At 61.8% G+C, this 19295-nt stretch carries 15 protein-coding genes; 12 read left to right on the top strand and 3 right to left on the bottom strand.

Going from position 1 to position 19295, the window contains the following annotated elements; genetic code table 11:
- Positions 1-36 precede the first annotated feature (36 nt).
- From apaG to E5221_RS02460, 7 genes are all read left to right on the top strand, one after another.
- Positions 37-417, top strand: a complete 381-nt coding sequence (gene apaG / locus E5221_RS02490; RefSeq protein ID WP_013970590.1) for a Co2+/Mg2+ efflux protein ApaG — start codon at positions 37-39, stop codon at positions 415-417.
- Positions 417-1283, top strand: a complete 867-nt coding sequence (locus E5221_RS02485) for a symmetrical bis(5'-nucleosyl)-tetraphosphatase (RefSeq protein WP_061550902.1) — start codon at positions 417-419, stop codon at positions 1281-1283. The genes apaG and E5221_RS02485 overlap by 1 nt, the downstream gene beginning before the upstream one ends.
- Positions 1284-1297: 14 nt before the next feature.
- Positions 1298-1627, top strand: a complete 330-nt coding sequence (glpE, locus tag E5221_RS02480; protein WP_061303896.1) for a thiosulfate sulfurtransferase GlpE — start codon at positions 1298-1300, stop codon at positions 1625-1627.
- Between the two features lie 282 nt (positions 1628-1909).
- On the top strand, positions 1910-3832 hold the full coding sequence (locus E5221_RS02475; protein WP_013970587.1) for a PrkA family serine protein kinase: 1923 nt from the start codon (positions 1910-1912) through the stop codon (positions 3830-3832).
- A gap of 130 nt (positions 3833-3962) precedes the next feature.
- Positions 3963-5234, top strand: a complete 1272-nt coding sequence (locus tag E5221_RS02470) for a YeaH/YhbH family protein (protein WP_013970586.1) — start codon at positions 3963-3965, stop codon at positions 5232-5234.
- Positions 5231-6799 carry a SpoVR family protein gene (locus E5221_RS02465; protein WP_013970585.1) on the top strand — a complete coding sequence of 523 codons (1569 nt, stop codon included), beginning with the start codon at positions 5231-5233 and terminating at the stop codon, positions 6797-6799. The genes E5221_RS02470 and E5221_RS02465 overlap by 4 nt, the downstream gene beginning before the upstream one ends.
- A 55-nt stretch (positions 6800-6854) precedes the next feature.
- The gene (locus E5221_RS02460) at positions 6855-7961 is read left to right on the top strand and encodes a multifunctional CCA addition/repair protein (RefSeq protein ID WP_247846823.1); all 1107 of its coding nucleotides are present in this window, start codon (positions 6855-6857) and stop codon (positions 7959-7961) included.
- 110 nt (positions 7962-8071) lie between these two features.
- Here the strand turns inward: E5221_RS02460 and folK are convergent, their stop codons facing one another.
- Positions 8072-8581: a 2-amino-4-hydroxy-6-hydroxymethyldihydropteridine diphosphokinase gene (folK, locus tag E5221_RS02455; protein WP_013970583.1), complete on the bottom strand. Its 510-nt coding sequence runs from the start codon at positions 8579-8581 to the stop codon at positions 8072-8074.
- On the bottom strand, positions 8572-8928 hold the full coding sequence (gene folB, locus E5221_RS02450) for a dihydroneopterin aldolase (RefSeq protein ID WP_004375185.1): 357 nt from the start codon (positions 8926-8928) through the stop codon (positions 8572-8574). Before folB ends, folK begins: the two co-directional genes overlap by 10 nt.
- A gap of 74 nt (positions 8929-9002) precedes the next feature.
- Between folB and plsY the strand changes: the two genes are divergently transcribed.
- Positions 9003-9572, top strand: coding sequence for a glycerol-3-phosphate 1-O-acyltransferase PlsY (gene plsY / locus E5221_RS02445; RefSeq protein ID WP_013970581.1), 570 nt, complete (start codon positions 9003-9005; stop codon positions 9570-9572).
- 3 nt (positions 9573-9575) lie between these two features.
- Here the strand turns inward: plsY and tsaD are convergent, their stop codons facing one another.
- Entirely contained in the window at positions 9576-10601 is a 1026-nt protein-coding gene (tsaD, locus tag E5221_RS02440) for a tRNA (adenosine(37)-N6)-threonylcarbamoyltransferase complex transferase subunit TsaD (RefSeq protein WP_023661234.1), read from the bottom strand.
- 204 nt (positions 10602-10805) lie between these two features.
- Between tsaD and rpsU the strand changes: the two genes are divergently transcribed.
- From rpsU to E5221_RS02420, 4 genes are all read left to right on the top strand, one after another.
- Positions 10806-11021: a 30S ribosomal protein S21 gene (rpsU, locus tag E5221_RS02435; RefSeq protein ID WP_003255575.1), complete on the top strand. Its 216-nt coding sequence runs from the start codon at positions 10806-10808 to the stop codon at positions 11019-11021.
- 303 nt (positions 11022-11324) lie between these two features.
- Positions 11325-13307, top strand: a complete 1983-nt coding sequence (gene dnaG / locus E5221_RS02430) for a DNA primase (RefSeq protein ID WP_013970579.1) — start codon at positions 11325-11327, stop codon at positions 13305-13307.
- Between the two features lie 67 nt (positions 13308-13374).
- On the top strand, positions 13375-15225 hold the full coding sequence (gene rpoD / locus E5221_RS02425; RefSeq protein ID WP_013970578.1) for an RNA polymerase sigma factor RpoD: 1851 nt from the start codon (positions 13375-13377) through the stop codon (positions 15223-15225).
- A 312-nt stretch (positions 15226-15537) separates the two neighbouring features.
- On the top strand, positions 15538-19281 hold the full coding sequence (locus tag E5221_RS02420; RefSeq protein WP_247846822.1) for a bifunctional diguanylate cyclase/phosphodiesterase: 3744 nt from the start codon (positions 15538-15540) through the stop codon (positions 19279-19281).
- Positions 19282-19295 lie beyond the last annotated feature (14 nt).

Genomic DNA, 19295 nt, shown 5'->3' with positions numbered 1-19295 from the left:
ACTGCATTATTGCGTCAGTTTGCCCAAGGCCCTTGCATGTCCGACCCTCGCTATAAAATCGACGTCAGCGTCGTGACCCGCTACCTCAAAGAACAATCCGACCCCGAAAACAGTCGTTTCGCTTTCGCCTACACCATCACCGTGCAGAACAATGGCTCGCTGAAGGCCAAGCTGCTGTCGCGCCACTGGCTGATCACCAACGGTGACGGCGAGGTCGAGGAAGTGCGTGGCGCCGGCGTGGTCGGCCAGCAGCCCAATATCGACCCGGGCCAGAGCCACACCTACAGCAGCGGCGCGGTCATCAGCACCCGCGTGGGCACCATGCAGGGCAGCTACCAGATGTTCGCCGAAGACGGCAAACGCTTCGATGCCGAGATCGCCCCCTTCCGCCTGGCGGTGCCCGGGGCGCTGCACTGATGGCTACCTACGCCGTCGGTGATCTGCAGGGCTGCCTGCAGCCACTCAAGTGCCTGCTCGAACGGGTCAATTTCAACCCCGCCGTCGACCGCCTGTGGCTGGTCGGCGACCTGGTCAACCGCGGCCCCGAGTCACTGGAAACCCTGCGCTTCCTTTATTCGATCCGCCAGTCGCTGGTGTGCGTGCTGGGCAACCATGACCTGCACCTGCTGGCCGCCTGGCATAACGTCGAACGCCTGAAGAAAAGCGACACCCTGCGCGAGATCATCGAAGCGCCTGACGCCGACCAGCTGTTCGACTGGCTGCGCCAGCAAAAGCTGCTGCATTACGACGAACCCCGCGGCATTGCGCTGGTTCACGCCGGCATTCCACCGCAATGGACCTTGGGCAAAGCCCTGGAGTTGGCCGCCGAGGTCGAGGAAGTGCTGCGCGACGACGAGCGCCTGAAACTGTACCTTGACGGCATGTACGGCAACGAGCCGAACAAGTGGAGCAAAAGCCTCACCGGCATCGAACGCCTGCGGGTCATCACCAACTGCCTCACGCGCATGCGCTTCTGCACCGCCGAGGGCAAGCTCGACCTCAAGAGCAAGGAAGGCCTGGATACCGCCCCCAAAGGCTACAAGCCCTGGTACGCACACAAAGGCCGCCGCTCGCGCCACGTGAAGATTATTTTCGGCCACTGGGCCGCCCTTCAGGGGCAGGTCAACGAGCCCGGCATCATCGCCCTGGACACCGGTTGCGTGTGGGGCGGTGCCATGACCCTGTACAACGTCGATAGCGGCGAATATCACCGCTGTGACTGCAGCGACGACGGCAACTTACGCCTCCCCGCCCAAACGCCTACACTGAACGATCAATCCTGAAGGAAGCCGTACCCATGAGCGAATTCAAGCGCATCCCTCCCGAACAGGCCCTGGCCCTTCGCGCGCAAGGTGCGGTAGTCGTCGACATTCGCGACCCGCAGGCCTTTGCCGCCGGCCACATCACTGGCGCCAAGCATCTGGATAACCATTCTGTCGCCGAGTTCATCCGCAATGCCGACCTCGACGCCCCAACCCTGGTGGTGTGCTACCACGGCAATTCCAGCCAGAGTGCTGCGGCCTATCTGGTGAACCAGGGTTTCTCGGACGTATACAGCGTCGACGGCGGCTTTGAGCTGTGGCGCGCCACCTACCCGGCCGAAACCGCCCAGGGCACTGCCGAATAATTTTTTCATTTTTACTGCAGCCCGCGCCCCATGCGGGCTTGCGGCTTATCTGACGAACGGTCGTTCGCAACTTCTCCGCCCCTCGCCCTTGACCTTGCGGATAACCAACTATTCTTAAGCGCAGGCCATCCAGAAAAAGGGGAGAGCCGGTACACCGGCGTGCGGGTCATCGGTAGCGTTACAGGGTGTTCTGGGGGTATACAGCAATCGGCAGCCCCGGTTGCATGCCAGCATCAGCTGACTGATCCGGCGTCGTCTCCACGTATCGAGCGAGGTGACGTCATGAGTATTTTTAGCCACTTCCAACAACGTTTCGAGTCTACGCGCCAGGAAGAACTCTCGCTGCAGGAGTACCTCGAGCTGTGCAAAGAGGATCGCAGTGCCTACGCATCGGCGGCCGAACGGCTGTTGCTGGCCATCGGTGAGCCGGAGCTGATCGACACCTCAACCAACTCCAGACTGTCGCGAATCTTCTCCAACAAGGTTATCCGCCGCTATCCGGCCTTTGCCGACTTCCATGGCATGGAAGAGTGCATCGACCAGATCGTGTCCTACTTCCGCCACGCCGCCCAAGGCCTGGAGGAGAAGAAACAGATCCTCTATCTGCTGGGCCCGGTGGGCGGCGGTAAGTCGTCGCTGGCCGAAAAACTCAAGCAGCTGATGGAAAAGGTACCGTTCTACGCTATCAAGGGCTCGCCGGTATTCGAGTCGCCATTGGGCCTGTTCAATGCCACCGAAGACGGGGCCATTCTCGAGGAAGAGTACGGCATCTCGCGGCGCTACCTGAACACCATCATGTCGCCTTGGGCCACCAAGCGCCTGCAGGAGTTCGGCGGCGACATCAGCAAGTTCAAGGTGGTGAAGCTGTACCCGTCGATCCTCAACCAGATCGCCATCGCCAAGACCGAACCTGGCGACGAGAACAACCAGGACATCTCGGCCCTGGTCGGCAAGGTCGATATCCGCAAGCTCGAGGAATTCCCGCAGAACGACGCCGACGCATATGCCTATTCGGGCGCGCTGTGCCGGGCCAACCAGGGCCTGATGGAATTCGTCGAGATGTTCAAGGCCCCGATCAAGGTCCTGCACCCGTTGCTTACCGCCACCCAGGAAGGCAACTACAACAGTACCGAAGGCCTCGGCGCCATCCCCTACTCCGGGATTCTGCTGGCCCACTCCAACGAATCGGAGTGGCACACCTTCCGTAACAACAAGAACAACGAGGCGTTCATCGACCGGATCTACATCGTCAAGGTGCCGTACTGCCTGCGCGTCAGCGACGAAATCAAGATCTACGACAAGCTGCTGATCAACAGCTCACTGGCCAAGGCGCACTGCGCGCCAGACACACTGAAGATGCTCGCCCAGTTCACCGTGCTGTCGCGCCTGAAAGAGCCGGAAAACTCCAACATCTACTCGAAGATGCGGGTGTACGACGGGGAGAACCTCAAGGACACCGATCCGAAGGCCAAGTCGATCCAGGAGTACCGCGATGCGGCCGGCGTCGACGAAGGCATGAACGGCCTGTCGACCCGCTTCGCGTTCAAGATCCTGTCCAAGGTGTTCAACTTCGATCCGCATGAAGTGGCCGCCAACCCGGTGCACCTGCTTTATGTGCTGGAGCAGCAGATCGAGCAGGAACAGTTCCCGGCCGAGGTGCGCGAACGCTACCTGCGCTACCTGAAGGAATACCTGGCCCCGCGCTATATCGAGTTCATTGGCAAGGAAATCCAGACCGCCTACCTGGAGTCCTACAGCGAATACGGCCAGAACATCTTCGACCGCTACGTGCTGTACGCAGACTTCTGGATCCAGGACCAGGAATACCGCGACCCGGAAACCGGCGAAATCCTCAACCGTATCGCCCTCAACGAAGAACTGGAGAAGATCGAGAAGCCGGCCGGCATCAGCAACCCGAAAGATTTCCGCAACGAAATCGTCAACTTCGTGCTGCGTGCCCGTGCCAACAACAACGGCAAGAACCCGAGCTGGCTGAGCTACGAAAAGCTGCGGGTGGTGATCGAGAAGAAAATGTTCTCCAACACCGAAGACCTGCTGCCGGTCATCAGCTTCAACGCCAAGGCAAGCAAGGAGGACCAACAGAAACACAACGACTTCGTCACGCGTATGGTGGAGCGTGGCTACACCGACAAACAGGTTCGTCTGCTGTCGGAATGGTACCTGCGGGTCAGGAAATCGCAATAAAGCGACAAGCTACCCACCGCGCGCCCAGGGCTGCCATGCCAGCCCTGGGCGGCGGCAGCTGCTTTGCTGCCTTTATGTGCAGCAGCTCGTAGCTTGAAGCGTGCAGCTGTTCCCAGCTACCGGAGGGACCATGAGCTACGTTATAGATCGACGCCTGAACGGCAAGAACAAGAGCACGGTGAACCGCCAGCGCTTCCTGCGGCGGTACCGCGAACACATCAAGAAAGCCGTCGAAGAGGCGGTGAGCCGCCGTTCCATCATGGACATGGAACATGGCGAGCAGATCAGCATTCCGGGGCGCGACATCGACGAACCGGTGCTGCACCATGGTCGCGGGGGCAAGCAGACCATCGTGCATCCAGGCAACAAGGAATTCACTGCCGGTGAACACATCCCAAGGCCACAAGGCGGCGGCGGTGGCAGCGGCCGCGGCAAGGCAGGCAACTCCGGCGAGGGCATGGACGACTTCGTCTTCCAGATCACCCAGGAAGAATTCCTCGAGTTCATGTTCGAGGACCTCGAGCTACCCAACCTGGTCAAACGTCACCTGACCGGGGCCGACACTTTCAAGACCGTGCGCGCTGGTATCGCCAACGAAGGCAACCCGTCACGCATCAACATCGTGCGCACACTGCGTTCAGCCCATGCCCGGCGTATCGCCCTGACCGGCAGCAGCCGCGCATTACTGCGCGAAGCACAAAAGGAACTCGCCCGCCTGAAGGTCGAGGAACCGGACAACTTCACCGATATCCAGGAAGTCGAGCACGAGATCGAACGCCTGAAGGCACGCATCAACCGCCTGCCCTTCCTCGACACCTTCGACCTCAAGTACAACCTGCTGGTCAAGCAGCCCAACCCCAGCTCCAAGGCTGTGATGTTCTGCCTGATGGACGTGTCCGGCTCGATGACCCAGGCCACCAAGGACATCGCCAAGCGTTTCTTCATCCTGCTGTACCTGTTCCTCAAGCGTAACTACGACCGCATCGAAGTGGTGTTCATCCGCCACCACACCAGCGCTCGTGAAGTCGACGAGGAAGAATTCTTCTATTCGCGGGAAACCGGCGGCACCATCGTTTCCAGCGCACTCAAACTGATGCAGGAGGTCATGGCCGAACGCTACCCGGCCAGCGACTGGAACATCTACGCCGCCCAGGCCTCCGACGGCGACAACTGGAACGACGACTCGCCGATCTGCCGCGACATCCTGGCCAAGCAGATCATGCCGCATGTGCAGTACTACACTTACGTTGAAATCACCCCGCGTGAACACCAGGCGCTGTGGTACGAATACGAGCGCATCGGCGAAGCCTTCCCCGATACGTTCGCCCAGCAGCAGTTGGTATCGGCCGGCGATATCTACCCGGTCTTCCGTGAACTCTTCCAGCGCAGGTTAGCCACATGACCGCCAGAGCACAGAGACGCCAACCTATTTCCACCGGGTCCGAGTGGACGTTCGAACTGATCCAGACCTACGACCGGGAAATCAGCCGCCTGGCCGAGCGTTACGCCCTGGACACCTACCCCAACCAGATCGAGGTCATTACCGCCGAGCAGATGATGGACGCCTACGCCTCGGTCGGCATGCCGCTGGGTTATCACCACTGGTCCTACGGCAAGCAGTTCCTCAGTACGGAGAAGTCCTACAGCCGTGGCCAGATGGGCCTGGCCTACGAGATCGTGATCAACTCCGACCCGTGCATCGCCTACCTGATGGAAGAAAACACCATGTGCATGCAGGCACTGGTGATCGCCCACGCCTGCTACGGCCATAACAGTTTCTTCAAGGGCAACTACCTGTTCCGCACCTGGACCGACGCCAGCTCGATCATCGACTACCTGGTGTTCGCCAAGCAGTACATCGCCCAGTGCGAAGAGCGCCATGGCATCGATGCCGTAGAAGACCTGATCGACTCTTGCCACGCCCTGATGAACTACGGCGTCGACCGCTACAAGCGGCCTTATCCGATTTCCGCCGAAGAGGAGCGGCGGCGGCAGAAGGAGCGCGAGGAGCACCTGCAGCGGCAGATCAATGACCTTTGGCGGACCATTCCGAAAAGCGCTGACAAGGGTAACGAGCGCGATGATGCGCGCTTCCCCGCCGAACCGCAGGAAAACATCCTGTATTTCATCGAGAAGAACGCCCCGCTGCTGGAGCCCTGGCAGCGTGAAGTGGTGCGCATCGTGCGCAAGATCGCCCAGTATTTCTACCCGCAGCGCCAGACCCAGGTGATGAACGAAGGCTGGGCGACATTCTGGCACTACACGCTGATGAACGACCTGTACGACGAGGGGCTGATCACCGAAGGCTTCATGATGGAGTTCCTGCAGTCGCACACCAGCGTGGTATTCCAGCCCGGCTTCGACAGCCCCTACTACAACGGCATCAACCCCTACGCACTGGGCTTTGCGATGTATACCGACATCCGCCGCATGTGCGAAAACCCGACCGAAGAAGATCGGCGCTGGTTCCCCGACATTGCCGGCAGCGACTGGCTTTCTACCATCAAGTTCGCCATGAGCAGCTTCAAGGACGAGAGCTTCATCCTGCAGTACCTGTCGCCGAAGGTCATTCGCGATCTGAAGCTGTTCAGCATCCTCGATGACGACCAGCGCGACGACCTGTATGTACCTGCCATCCACGACGAGGCCGGCTACCGGACCATTCGCGAACTACTGGCGGCGCAGTACAACCTGGGCAATCGCGAACCGAACGTGCAGATCTGGAGCGTTGACCGCCGGGGCGACCGCTCGCTGACCTTGCGTCACCAGCAACACAACCGCAAACCGCTGGGCGATTCTACCGATGAAGTGCTCAAGCACCTGCACCGCCTGTGGGGCTTCGACATCCACCTGGAGACCGTCCAGGGCGAGCAGGTGATGAAAACCCACCACATGCCACCACGCGGCGAGCACGGCGAAAGCGCCGACTATGGCCGCATGGATCTGGCTGTCATTCACCACCTCTAGTGCAACTTCAAGGCTGCCGACGGGTTATCCTGTCGGCAGTTATGGAGAGCTGCACATGCACATCTACAAAGTTGGCGGCGCCGTGCGCGACCGCCTGCTCGGCCGCCCTGTCAGCGATATCGACTGGCTGGTGGTCGGCGCCACGGTCGAGGAAATGCACGCTAAGGGTTTTCGACCGGTCGGCGCTGATTTCCCGGTGTTCCTGCACCCGAAAACCGGCGAGGAATACGCCCTGGCGCGCACCGAGCGCAAGAGCGGGCGGGGCTACGGCGGCTTCACTTTCCACGCCAGCCCCGATGTGACCCTGGAAGAAGACCTGATCCGTCGTGACCTGACCATCAATGCAATGGCCGAGGACGAGACGGGTATGGTATACGATCCCTATCATGGCCAGGACGATATCGACCAGCGCCTTTTACGCCATGTTTCCCCGGCATTCGCCGAAGATCCATTGCGTGTGCTGCGAGTTGCGCGCTTTGCTGCCCGTTATGCACCGCTGGGATTCCGGGTTGCCGATGAGACGCTTGAGCTGATGCGTCAGATCAGTGCCTCTGGCGAATTGCAGGCACTGACCGCCGAGCGCAGCTGGAAGGAAATCGAGCGGGCGCTGATGGAGGCGCAGCCGCAGGTGTTCTTCCAGGTGCTGCATGCTTGTGGGGCCCTGCAGGAGCTGCTGCCAGAGCTAGATGACGCCCCTCAGGCCCTGGCAGCGCTGGAACAGTCGGCAATGCACGAACAGCCCCTGCATGTACGCTGGGCCTGCCTGCTGCAGTCGCTGACACCGGCCGCGATCAAAGCCATCAACCAGCGCCTGAAGGCGCCGCGGGAGTGCCAGGAGCTGGCGCTGCTGACGGGTGAGTGCCTGAAGCTGGGCAACCAGGCGCAGGAGTTGCCCGCCACGGCACTGCTGGGGCTGCTGCAGAAGTTCGATGTGTACCGGCGGCCACAGCGATTCGAAGACTTCCTGATCGCTTCCGAGATGGCAGCGCTGGGCGAGGGCAAAGCGGGTTATCCACAGTCCGAATACCTGCGAGGGGCAGCGGCGGCGGCGCGGGCAGTGGATGTTAAGCCATTGGTGCAGGCAGGGCTGACCGGCCAGGCCTTGGGTGAAGCGCTCAAAGGTGAGCGGCTGAAAGCCCTCGAAGCTTACAAGCTCGGTTGAACATACCGGCCCCTTCGCGGCTAAAGCCGCTCCCACAGGGACGGCGTTGCTCTCGAGGTTGTCGCTGTACCTGTGGGAGCGGCTTTAGCCGCGAAAGGGCCGGTACAGGCTTACGCGGGAGTCAGCTGCAACCCGCGCCACTCAAAGGCAACCGGCGCCAGCACCTGATCAATCCGCGCCTCCTGCCACAACTGCGCCATTGTCTTGCCTACCCCCGGATGCACAAGCTCCGGCGCCAGCAGCGACAGTGGCCACAGCACAAAGGCGTTCTTCAGGATCTCGGCCCGAGGCAACACCAGCCCATCGAACGTGCCGTGCAAGTCGTCATACATCAGCACGTCGATATCCAGCGGCAGCCCCTTGCGGTCCGGGGCATAGCGGCCATTGTCGGCCTCGATGAACTTCAACCGGCGGTCCAGTTCGATCAACGGCAACGCAGTCTGCCCAGTCACCACGAAGTTGATGAACGGACCGCTCTTGATCCCCACCGCCTGGCTTTCGAACGCCGGCGAGCAGCGCATGTCGGTCAGGATGCCTGCCAATGCATCGAGCCCGGCGCACAAATGCACCTCGCGATCAATGTTGCTGCCAAGGCCCAGGTAAACCGTGCTCAGAGACATCCGCGCTCGATCTCCACGCCAACACCGCCACGGGCCGCCGGTACCGCACCCGGCTTGGTCAGCTTCAACCGCACCCACGGGATGTGGAACTCCTCCATCAACGTCGCCACCAGGCGCTCGGCGAAAGTTTCAACCAACTCGAAACGCGCCTGTTCGGCAAACGCCTGGATACGGGCCGACACACTGGCATAATCCAGCGCCAGGTTCAGGTCGTCACCCGCCGCAGCCGGGCGGTTATCCCAGGCAAAGCTCAGGTCCAGGCGCAAGCACTGGCGAATATCCCGCTCCCAGTCATAGGCACCGATGACGGTATCGACTTCCAGGCCTTCGATGAACACTCTGTCCAAGCACTTCTCTCCACAGCACGACAAGGGCGACTGGCGCCGTTAGAATCAGGGCGTCCTCGCCCGGAATAGTTAGCATGTTTTGGTTACTGGCGTTGCTCGCCTACCTGCTCGGCTCGCTGTCCTTCGCCATCGTCCTCAGCCGCCTTACGGGCAGCCCGGACCCGCGTTCCAGCGGTTCAGGCAATGCCGGCGCCACCAACATGCTACGCCTGGCAGGCCGCAAACTGGCGATCCTGACCCTGCTTGGCGACCTGTGCAAGGGCCTGTTGCCGGTATTGCTCGCCCGCGGTGCCGGGCTGGACCTGCACGCGCAGGCCTGGGTTGGCGTGTGCGCAGTGCTGGGCCACCTGTTCCCGCTGTACTTCCGCTTCCAGGGCGGCAAGGGCGTGGCAACCGCCGCCGGCATGCTCATGGCCCTGTACTTCCCGGCCGCGCTGCTGGCCATTGGCGCCTGGCTGCTGACCTTCTACCTCACCCGCACCAGCTCGCTGGCGGCGCTGATCGCCACACCGCTGACCTTGCCGTTGCTGGCCTGGCGCGAGCCAGAGGCCCTGCTACCGATCACTGTGCTGACGGCAATGATCGTATGGCGCCACCGCAGCAACCTTCGCGACCTGTTCGCAGGCCGCGAACGGCACTTCTAACGCTTAAACCGGCGGCAACTGCTCCATCGGCCAGCGTGCCTGCACGCTGATTGCCAGGTCCTGCTTTTGCCCGGCCAACAACCGCTGGCAGCCGGCATAGGCGATCATCGCGCCGTTGTCGGTGCAGAACTGCGGGCGCGCGTAGTACACGTTGCCCTTGATGCTGCCGAGCATGTCCTCGAGGGACGCACGCAAGGCCTTGTTGGCGCTGACGCCACCAGCAATGACCAGGCGCTTGAGGCCTGCCTGCTTCAACGCCCGCTTGCACTTGATGGTCAAAGTCTCCACCACCGCCTGCTGGAATGCCAGGGACAGGTCGCAACGGGTTTGCTCACTGTCGTCGCCGGCATCGCGGCACTGCTGCCAGGTGTTCAGGGCAAAGGTTTTCAGGCCGCTGAAGCTGAACTCCAGGCCCGGGCGGTCGGTCATCGGCCGCGGGAACACGAAGCGGCCAGGCACGCCGCGCTCGGCTAGGCGGGCGATTTCCGGGCCACCGGGGTAGTTCAGGCCGATCAGCTTGGCGGTCTTGTCGAACGCTTCGCCTGCGGCGTCGTCCAGGCTCTCGCCCAGCAGCTCGTACTGGCCGATGCCATCGACCCGCACCAGCTGGGTGTGACCACCGGAAACCAACAAAGCGACGAACGGAAACTCCGGTGGGTTTTCTTCCAGCATGGGTGCCAGCAGGTGGCCTTCCATGTGGTGTACGCCAATCGCCGGGATGTCCCAGGCAAAGGCCAGCGCCTGGGCACAGGAGGCCCCCACCAGCAGGGCACCGACCAGGCCAGGGCCCGCGGTGTAGGCGATGGCGTCGATCTCGGTGGCGACGCAGCCGGCCTCATCCAGCACCTGGCGGATGAGTGGCAGCATGCGCTTGACGTGGTCGCGCGAGGCAAGCTCTGGCACCACACCGCCGAACACGCGGTGCAGGTCGATCTGGCTGAACAGCGCGTCGGCCAACAAACCGCGCTCGCTGTCGTATAATGCGACGCCAGTTTCGTCGCAGGATGTTTCCAATCCCAGTACTAGCATGGGTTCGTCCCTTGTGGGGGCTGAATTCGAAGCCGCGCATGATAGTCCCCGTGTCGGATGCCGACCAGCGGTTTTCGATCAGAGGCTTTGCATTCCGGCTTGCTAAGGGTTAACATCCGCAACCCTTGAAAACCGACGTTCTCCAGCACACCTTTGTTTTGCCAGGAGCACGTCTACCCCGGTAATGAATTAAGGTAGCCCTGGATGCCAGCCGTCAAAGTTAAAGAGAACGAACCCTTCGACGTAGCTCTGCGTCGTTTCAAGCGCTCCTGCGAAAAAGCCGGTGTACTGGCTGAAGTTCGTAGCCGCGAGTTTTACGAGAAGCCGACCGCCGAGCGTAAGCGCAAAGCAGCTGCTGCTGTTAAGCGTCACGCCAAGAAAGTTCAGCGCGAACAGCGCCGCGCCGTTCGTCTGTACTAATACAGACGTTCTACGCAAAGCTTCTGCCCTGCCCGGCTAACCGCCGGGCGATGGCAGTGGTCGCTTCAAACTTGAGCAGCTAGCTCAAGGCCCTGCACAAGCTTCATGCGAACTGCACATGGGCAACCTGCCTGAAACGTCAGAGCTGGTCCTCCTTGTTGTATGACCAGACGTGCGCGTCCGACTGACGGGCCCTCAGGGGCTGGCGACGAGCACACATTCCCTCGCACTTTCCCAAGCGGCACTCGCCCCATTCGGCGCGTGAGCGATTAGACTTGCCAGCTGCCAGATGACGAGACTGCCATGGCCGGGCTGATTCCCCAGAGTTTCATTGACGACCTTATCAACCGCCTCGACATCGTCGACGTGGTGAGTTCGCGCGTCCAGCTGAAAAAAACCGGCAAGAACTATTCCGCCTGCTGCCCGTTCCACAAGGAAAAAACTCCTTCCTTCACGGTCAGCCCCGACAAGCAGTTCTACTACTGCTTCGGCTGCGGCGCCGGCGGCAACGCCCTGGGCTTCGTAATGGACCACGACAACCTGGACTTCCCCCAGGCGGTCGAGGAACTGGCCCGCGCCGCCGGCATGGAAGTACCCCGCGAGCAAGGTCGCCGCGACCACAAGCCGCGCCAGCCAACCGATTCGCCGCTGTACCCGCTGCTGGACGCCGCCTCGGAGTTCTACCGCCAGGCCCTGCGCAGTCACCCGACCCGCAAGGCAGCGGTGGATTACCTCAAGGGCCGCGGCCTGTCCGGGGAAATCGCCCGTGACTTCGGCCTGGGCTTCGCCCCGCCAGGCTGGGATAACCTGCTCAAGCACCTGGGTGCCGACACCTTGCAGCAGAAGGTGATGATCGATGCCGGCCTGTTGATCGAAAACGCCGAAAGCGGCAAGCGCTACGACCGTTTCCGCGACCGGGTGATGTTCCCGATCCGCGACAGCCGCGGACGCATCATCGCCTTTGGTGGCCGAGTGCTCGGCGACGACAAGCCCAAGTATCTGAACTCCCCGGAAACCCCGGTGTTCCACAAGGGCCAGGAACTCTACGGCCTGTACGAGGCACGCAAGCACAACCGCAACCTCGACGAAATCATCGTCGTCGAGGGCTACATGGACGTCATTGCCCTGGCCCAGCAGGGCCTGCGCAACGCTGTGGCCACCCTCGGCACCGCCACCAGCGAAGAGCACCTCAAGCGCCTGTTCCGCGTGGTACCCAGCGTGCTGTTCTGCTTCGACGGTGACCAGGCCGGGCGCAAGGCCGCCTGGCGCGCCCTGGAGTCGACCCTGTCGAACCTGCAGGACGGCCGCCGCGCGCGCTTCCTGTTCCTGCCCGAAGGCGAAGACCCGGACAGCCTGGTGCGCGCCGAAGGTACCGACGCCTTCATGGCCCGCATCAACCAGCACGCCCAGCCGCTGGCCGATTACTTCTTCGAGCAGCTAAGCGTCGAAGCCGACCCGCGCTCGCTGGAAGGCAAGGCGCACATGGCGACCCTTGCCGCACCGCTGATCGAAAAGATCCCCGGCGCCAACCTGCGCCAGCTGATGCGCAACCGCCTTAAGGAAATCACCGGCCTCGACCCGCAGCAGGTCGAGCAACTGGCGCAACACGCCCCGGCCACCAGCAGCGTGCCGGACTACGACCCTGGCTACGACTATGACGCCATGGCCAGCTATACCCCCGATTACGGCGACATGCCGCAGCACGACTTCGCCCCCGTTCATCAGGAACAGGAGTGGAAGCCGAACAAGGGCGCTGGCAAGAAGCAGTGGGGCGACAAACCCTGGGACAAGAACCGCAAGGGTGGCAAGCCATGGCAGCAGCGTGACGAAGCACCACCACGCGTACCGGCCCCGGTCGAGCCGCCCACCCTGGCCGCCCTGCGCACCTTGCTGCACCACCCTCTGCTGGCCGGCAAGGTGGAAGATGCCAGCCACTTCGCCGATGAAGAACACTTGTACAGCCAGCTGCTGGTGGCACTGATTGAAGCCGCGCAGAAAAATCCTGGGCTAAGCTCAATGCAGTTGATCGCACGCTGGCACGGCACCGAACAGGGGCGCCTGCTGCGGGCCTTGGCGGAAAAGGAATGGCTGATCGTGGCCGACAACCTTGAACAACAGTTTTTCGACACTATAACTAGCTTGTCCGCCCGCCAACGCGAGCGCAGCCTGGAACAACTGCTCAGGAAATCACGTCAAAGCGAATTGACCAGCGAGGAAAAAACCCAGCTCCTCGCCCTGCTGAGCCGGAATGTTCCCGCACAAACGCCGACCTCATCTGGCGCGTGAGGCCCATGCTCGGGTATAATCCTCGGCTTGTTTTTTGCCCGCCAAGACCTTCAGTGGATAGGGTGTTATGTCCGGAAAAGCGCAACAGCAGTCTCGTATCAAAGAGTTGATCACCCGCGGTCGTGAGCAGGGCTACCTGACTTACGCGGAGGTCAACGACCACCTGCCTGAGGATATTTCAGATCCGGAACAGGTGGAAGACATCATCCGCATGATCAACGACATGGGGATCAACGTATTCGAGAGTGCTCCGGATGCGGATGCCCTTCTGTTGGCGGAAGCCGACACCGACGAAGCCGCGGCCGAAGAAGCCGCTGCTGCGTTGGCGGCAGTTGAAACCGATATCGGCCGCACGACCGACCCGGTGCGCATGTACATGCGCGAAATGGGCACCGTCGAGCTGCTGACCCGCGAAGGCGAGATCGAAATCGCCAAGCGTATCGAGGAAGGCATCCGTGAAGTCATGGGCGCCATCGCTCACTTCCCGGGCACTGTCGACTACATTCTCAGCGAATATGACCGTGTCACCAGCGAAGGCGGCCGTCTGTCGGACGTTCTCAGCGGTTACATCGATCCTGACGACAATATCGCCGCGCCGACCGAAGAAGTGCCGATCCCGGGCACCAAGGCCGCCGCTGCGAAGGAAGAGTCCGACGACGACGAGGACGAATCCGAAAGCGGTGACGACGAGGAAGAGGCCGAGAGCGGCCCGGACCCGGAAGTCGCCCGTCAGCGTTTCGGCGCGGTCAACGACCAGCTTCAGGCCACCAACAAGGTTCTGAAGAAGAATGGTCGCACCCACCAGGAAAGCATCGACGCCCTGCAGGCCCTGGCCGATTTGTTCATGCCGATCAAGCTGGTACCGAAGCAGTTCGAGGTACTGGTAGAGCGTGTTCGTGACGCCCTGAACCGCCTGCGCCAGCAGGAACGCGCCATCATGCAGCTGTGCGTGCGTGACGCCCGCATGCCGCGTGCCGACTTCCTGCGCATGTTCCCGAGCAACGAAACCGACCAGACCTGGAGCGGTGACCTGGCCAAGCGCAACACCAAATGGGCTGCCGCCCTGGGTGAAAAGGACGCTGCCATCGTCGCTTGCCAGCAGAAGCTGATCGACCTTGAGACCGAAACCGGCCTGACCGTTGCCGAGATCAAGGAAATCAACCGTCGCATGTCGATCGGTGAAGCCAAGGCCCGCCGCGCCAAGAAAGAAATGGTCGAGGCGAACCTGCGTCTGGTGATCTCCATCGCCAAGAAGTACACCAACCGTGGCTTGCAATTCCTCGACCTGATCCAGGAAGGCAACATCGGCTTGATGAAAGCGGTGGACAAGTTCGAATACCGTCGCGGCTACAAGTTCTCGACCTATGCCACCTGGTGGATCCGCCAGGCGATCACCCGTTCGATCGCCGACCAGGCGCGCACCATCCGTATTCCGGTGCACATGATCGAGACGATCAACAAGCTCAACCGTATTTCCCGCCAGATGCTGCAGGAAATGGGTCGCGAACCGACCCCGGAAGAGCTGGGCGAGCGCATGGAAATGCCTGAGGACAAGATCCGCAAGGTACTGAAGATCGCCAAAGAGCCGATCTCCATGGAAACCCCGATCGGTGACGACGAAGATTCGCACCTGGGCGACTTCATCGAGGACTCGACCATGCAGTCCCCGATCGACGTGGCCACGGTCGAAAGCCTCAAGGAAGCCACCCGTGACGTGCTCTCGGGCCTGACCGCACGCGAAGCCAAGGTGCTGCGCATGCGTTTCGGTATCGACATGAACACCGACCACACCCTCGAAGAGGTGGGCAAGCAGTTCGACGTGACCCGCGAGCGGATCCGTCAGATCGAAGCGAAGGCGTTGCGCAAACTGCGCCACCCGACTCGCAGCGAGCATCTGCGCTCCTTCCTCGACGAGTGATGACAAACCCCGGCCCAGGCCGGGGTTTTTCTTTTCCGGCTGTTGCGCAAAATCTGAATTCTGGCGCGATCTCTGTAGGAGCAGCCTTGTGCTGCGAAGAGTCCATTGCAACAGTAAATGATCTTTGGCCTAACTGGCGTCTTCGCAGCACAAGGCTGCTCCTACAGGGGGCGCGCATGCCATGAAGGCCATGCAGGCCGCCCAACACCCGCAAGGCCCTGTTGCCTCTGACAAAAGACCCTGCCCTCCACCGCACATCTGCAGCAATGCCCGTCTACACTCGACTTCATACCACTTGAATGTGAGGCCGCTATGCCGCTGATGCCGGCCATCCTGTTGCTGCTCCTGATCTTGTGGAACACAACGGCCGGCGCCCTGACCCTGACAGACGAGGAGAAAGCCTGGTTGGCTGCCCACCCGCAGCTGAGCCTGGGTGTAGACGCCTCTTGGCCACCGTTCGAATTTCGCGACCAGGAGGGCCGGTACCAGGGATTGGCCGCCGATTACATCGCCACGATCCAGCAACGCCTGGGCGTGACGCTCAAACCGGTCGAACCCAGCAGCTGGACCGAGGTACTGGCGCAAGCACGCGAAAGCCGCATCGACCTGCTGCCCGGCATCATGTCCACCCCCGAACGCCAAGGCTACCTGGCCTTCACCCGGCCGTACCTCGACTTCCCCATCGTTATCCTCGCCCATAAAGGCGGTGCACAGCCGCGCAACCTGGACGACCTTTACGGCCTGAAGATCGCCGTGGTCGAAAACTACGCCCCGCACGAACTGCTGCGCACACACCACCCAGACCTCAACCTGGTGGCCCTGCCTAACGTCAGCTCCACCCTGCAGGCCCTGGCCACCGACGAAGTGGACGCCGTGGTCGGTGACCTCGCTTCAAGCATCTGGAGCCTGCGCCAGCTCAAGCTCGACGGCCTCTACGTCAGCGGCGAAACGCCCTACCGCTACCAGCTGGCCATGGCCGCCCCGCGCGACAAGAAAGTACTGGTCGGCATTCTCGACAAAGTGATAGCCGACATGAGCAGCAGCGAAGTCAGCCAGATCCAGCAACGCTGGGTGGGCAATGTGGTCGACCAACGGATGTTCTGGTCGGACCTGCTGGTGTATGGCCTGCCCACGGTGCTGGTATTGATGGCCGTGCTGGCAGCGGTCATCCGCATCAACCGCCGGCTCAGTTCGGAAATTTCACGGCGCATCGCCCTGGAGCAGGAACTGCGCAGCAGCGAGTACCACTATCGCAGCCTGGTCGAGAGCCTGTCCGCCATAGCCTGGGAGGCCGACGCCAACGACTTCACCTACAGCTACGTCTCGCCCCACGCAGAAGGCTTGCTCGGCTACCCATTGGCCGACTGGCTCAAACCTGGCTTCTGGCGCAGCATCCTGCACCCGGAGGATGCCCTCTGGGCCCAGGCCTACTGCGACAGTGAGACTGCCGCCGGCCGCGACCACAGCCTCGACTACCGGGTGATCAGAGCCGATGGCCAGCCACTGTGGGTACGCAACATCGTCAGCATGATCGAGCATGGCCACCAGCCGGTGATGCGTGGCCTGATGATCGACATTAGCGAGACCAAGCGCACCGAGGACGCCCTGCGCCTGTCCGAACAGAAGTTCGCCTCGGTGTTCCAGCAGTGCCCCGACATCCTGCTGATCGCCCGCCACAGCGACGGCTGCCTGCTGGAGGTGAACGAGGCCTTCGAAGAGCAGATCGGCCTCACCCCGAGCCAGGTAATTGGCCGCACCGCCACCGAGCTCAACCTGTGGGGCGTCGAAGGCGACGGCCCGCGGCTGCTCGAACGCCTGCACCAAGGCGGTATCCGCAACCTGGAAATGAGCTTCCGCCGCAGCAACGGCCAACTCTTCACCGGCCTGACCTCGGCCGAAACCTTTGAACTCGACGGCAACCTCGCGCTCGTGGTGGCGGTACGCGATATCAGCCAGCTCAAGGAAACCCAGGAGCAGCTACAAACCTCGGAAGAGAAATTCGCCAAGGCCTTCCATGCCTCGCCCGATGGCCTGCTGCTGTCGCGCCAGAGCGACGGTTTGCTGCTCGAAGTGAACGAAGGCTTCTGCCGCCTGACCGGCTATGACCTCAGCCCTACCATCGACCAGACCTCGCTGGACCTGGGCATCTGGGTCGACCTCAACGAGCGCAAGCGTCTGGTCCAACAGCTAAACCGCGACGGCTTCGTACGCGACTTCACGTGCCACCTGCGCCGCAGCGACGGGCAGATTCGCCTCTGCGAACTCTCTGCACGGCCGCTGCCGATTGCTGGCGACGACTGCATACTGACAATCGCCCGCGACATCACCGAGCGCCATCTGATGCAGGAAAAGCTGCAGCTGGCCGCCACCGTGTTCGAGAACACCGCCGAAGGCGTGCTGATCACCGACATCGACCAGCACATTAGTGCCGTAAACCGCGCCTTCAGCGAAATCACCGGTTACAGTGAGATCGAAGCCCTCGGCCAGACCCCACGCCTGCTCGCCTCCGGCCAGCACGACAGTGCGTTCTATGCCGCCATGTGGCACCAGCTGACCGATGAAGGCCATTGGCAAGGCGAGATCTACAACAAGCGCAAGAACGGCGAACTGTACCCCGGCTGGCTGACCATCAGCGCCGTGCGCAACAGCGAGCGCGAGATTACCCACTTCGTCGCAGTGTTCGCCGACATCTCCAGCCTCAAGCACGCCCAGGCCAAGCTTGACTACCAGGCCCACCACGATCCACTGACCGGCCTGCCCAACCGTGCCCTGTTCGAGAACCGCCTGCAGGCCGCGCTCACCTGTGCGCAGGTCTCCAACCGCAAGGGCGCGGTGCTGTTCCTTGACCTCGACCGTTTCAAGCACATCAACGACAGCCTCGGCCACCCGGTCGGCGATCTGCTGCTCAAGGGCATCGCCCAACGCCTGAAAGAGCAGGTGCGTGATGTCGACACCGTGGCCCGCCTGGGTGGCGATGAGTTCATCATCCTGCTGCCCGGCCTGCACAAACCCAGTGACGCCAGCGCCATCGCCAATAAGCTGCTGACCTGCTTCAACGCGCCATTCCAGGCTGGCGAGCATGAGTTCTTCACCAGCGCCAGCATCGGCATCAGCCTTTATCCACAGGACGGTACAGACGTTGCCACACTGATTCGCAACGCCGACGCCGCCATGTACCGCTCCAAGGCCAAGGGCCGTAACCGCGTCGAAGCCTACACCCTCGACCTCACCGCCCAGGCCAGCGAACGCATCGCCCTGGAGCACGAACTGCGCCGCGCCATCGAACGCAACGAACTGAGCCTGTGCTTCCAGCCCAAGCTCAGCCTCAAGACACAGAGCCTGGTCGGTGCCGAAGCGCTGATACGCTGGAGCCACCCGACCTTTGGTGAAGTGCCGCCAGAGCACTTCATTCACCTCGCGGAAGAGAACGGCACCATCCTCCAGATCGGTGACTGGGTACTGGAGCAGGCCTGCCGGCAGATGCAGGCCTGGAAGATGCACTACGAACCCTTCGGCCCGTTGTCGATAAACCTCGCCGGCGCCCAGCTGCGCCATCCCCATCTTGCCAGGCGCATCGAACAGTTGCTGAAGCACTACCAGCTCACAGCCGGTGACCTGCAGCTGGAAATCACCGAAAACTTCATCATGAGCCAGGCAGAGGAAGCCTTGGCCGTGCTGTACCAGCTGAAGAAACTGGGCGTGCAGCTGGCCATCGACGATTTCGGCACCGGTTATTCATCGCTGAGCTACCTCAAGCGCCTGCCGCTGGACATTCTCAAGATCGACAAGTCGTTCATCCGCGGGCTGCCCGACGACCCTCATGACGCCGCCATCGCCCGCGCCATCATCGCCTTGGGCCGCAGCATGCAGCTGACCATCATTGCCGAGGGTGTGGAAAACCAGGCCCAGCAACGGTTCCTGGCGGCAGAAGGCTGTGAGCAGATCCAGGGCTACATCGTCAGCCTGCCCCTGCCCCCGGACGAGTTCGCGGCGACGTTTCTTCGCATAGCACTATCGGATCTTTCAGATGGCACAGGTGCGAAACCCTCGTTATAATCCGGCCACTTACT

The organism is Pseudomonas sp. A2 (assembly GCF_023100865.1).
Taxonomy (GTDB): Bacteria; Pseudomonadota; Gammaproteobacteria; order Pseudomonadales; family Pseudomonadaceae; genus Aquipseudomonas; species Aquipseudomonas asiatica.
This window is presented reverse-complemented; position numbering and strand designations above follow the sequence as displayed.

Coding starts and splice junctions, on each gene's coding strand:
- glpE (WP_061303896.1), top strand. CDS start 1,298: ATGAGCGAATTCAAGCGCATCCCTCCCGAACAGGCCCTGGCCCTTCGC.
- E5221_RS02485 (WP_061550902.1), top strand. CDS start 417: ATGGCTACCTACGCCGTCGGTGATCTGCAGGGCTGCCTGCAGCCACTC.
- tsaD (WP_023661234.1), bottom strand. CDS start 10,601: ATGCTAGTACTGGGATTGGAAACATCCTGCGACGAAACTGGCGTCGCA.
- rpoD (WP_013970578.1), top strand. CDS start 13,375: ATGTCCGGAAAAGCGCAACAGCAGTCTCGTATCAAAGAGTTGATCACC.
- E5221_RS02420 (WP_247846822.1), top strand. CDS start 15,538: ATGCCGCTGATGCCGGCCATCCTGTTGCTGCTCCTGATCTTGTGGAAC.
- plsY (WP_013970581.1), top strand. CDS start 9,003: ATGTTTTGGTTACTGGCGTTGCTCGCCTACCTGCTCGGCTCGCTGTCC.
- E5221_RS02470 (WP_013970586.1), top strand. CDS start 3,963: ATGAGCTACGTTATAGATCGACGCCTGAACGGCAAGAACAAGAGCACG.
- folK (WP_013970583.1), bottom strand. CDS start 8,581: ATGTCTCTGAGCACGGTTTACCTGGGCCTTGGCAGCAACATTGATCGC.
- apaG (WP_013970590.1), top strand. CDS start 37: ATGTCCGACCCTCGCTATAAAATCGACGTCAGCGTCGTGACCCGCTAC.
- rpsU (WP_003255575.1), top strand. CDS start 10,806: ATGCCAGCCGTCAAAGTTAAAGAGAACGAACCCTTCGACGTAGCTCTG.
- E5221_RS02460 (WP_247846823.1), top strand. CDS start 6,855: ATGCACATCTACAAAGTTGGCGGCGCCGTGCGCGACCGCCTGCTCGGC.
- E5221_RS02465 (WP_013970585.1), top strand. CDS start 5,231: ATGACCGCCAGAGCACAGAGACGCCAACCTATTTCCACCGGGTCCGAG.
- dnaG (WP_013970579.1), top strand. CDS start 11,325: ATGGCCGGGCTGATTCCCCAGAGTTTCATTGACGACCTTATCAACCGC.
- E5221_RS02475 (WP_013970587.1), top strand. CDS start 1,910: ATGAGTATTTTTAGCCACTTCCAACAACGTTTCGAGTCTACGCGCCAG.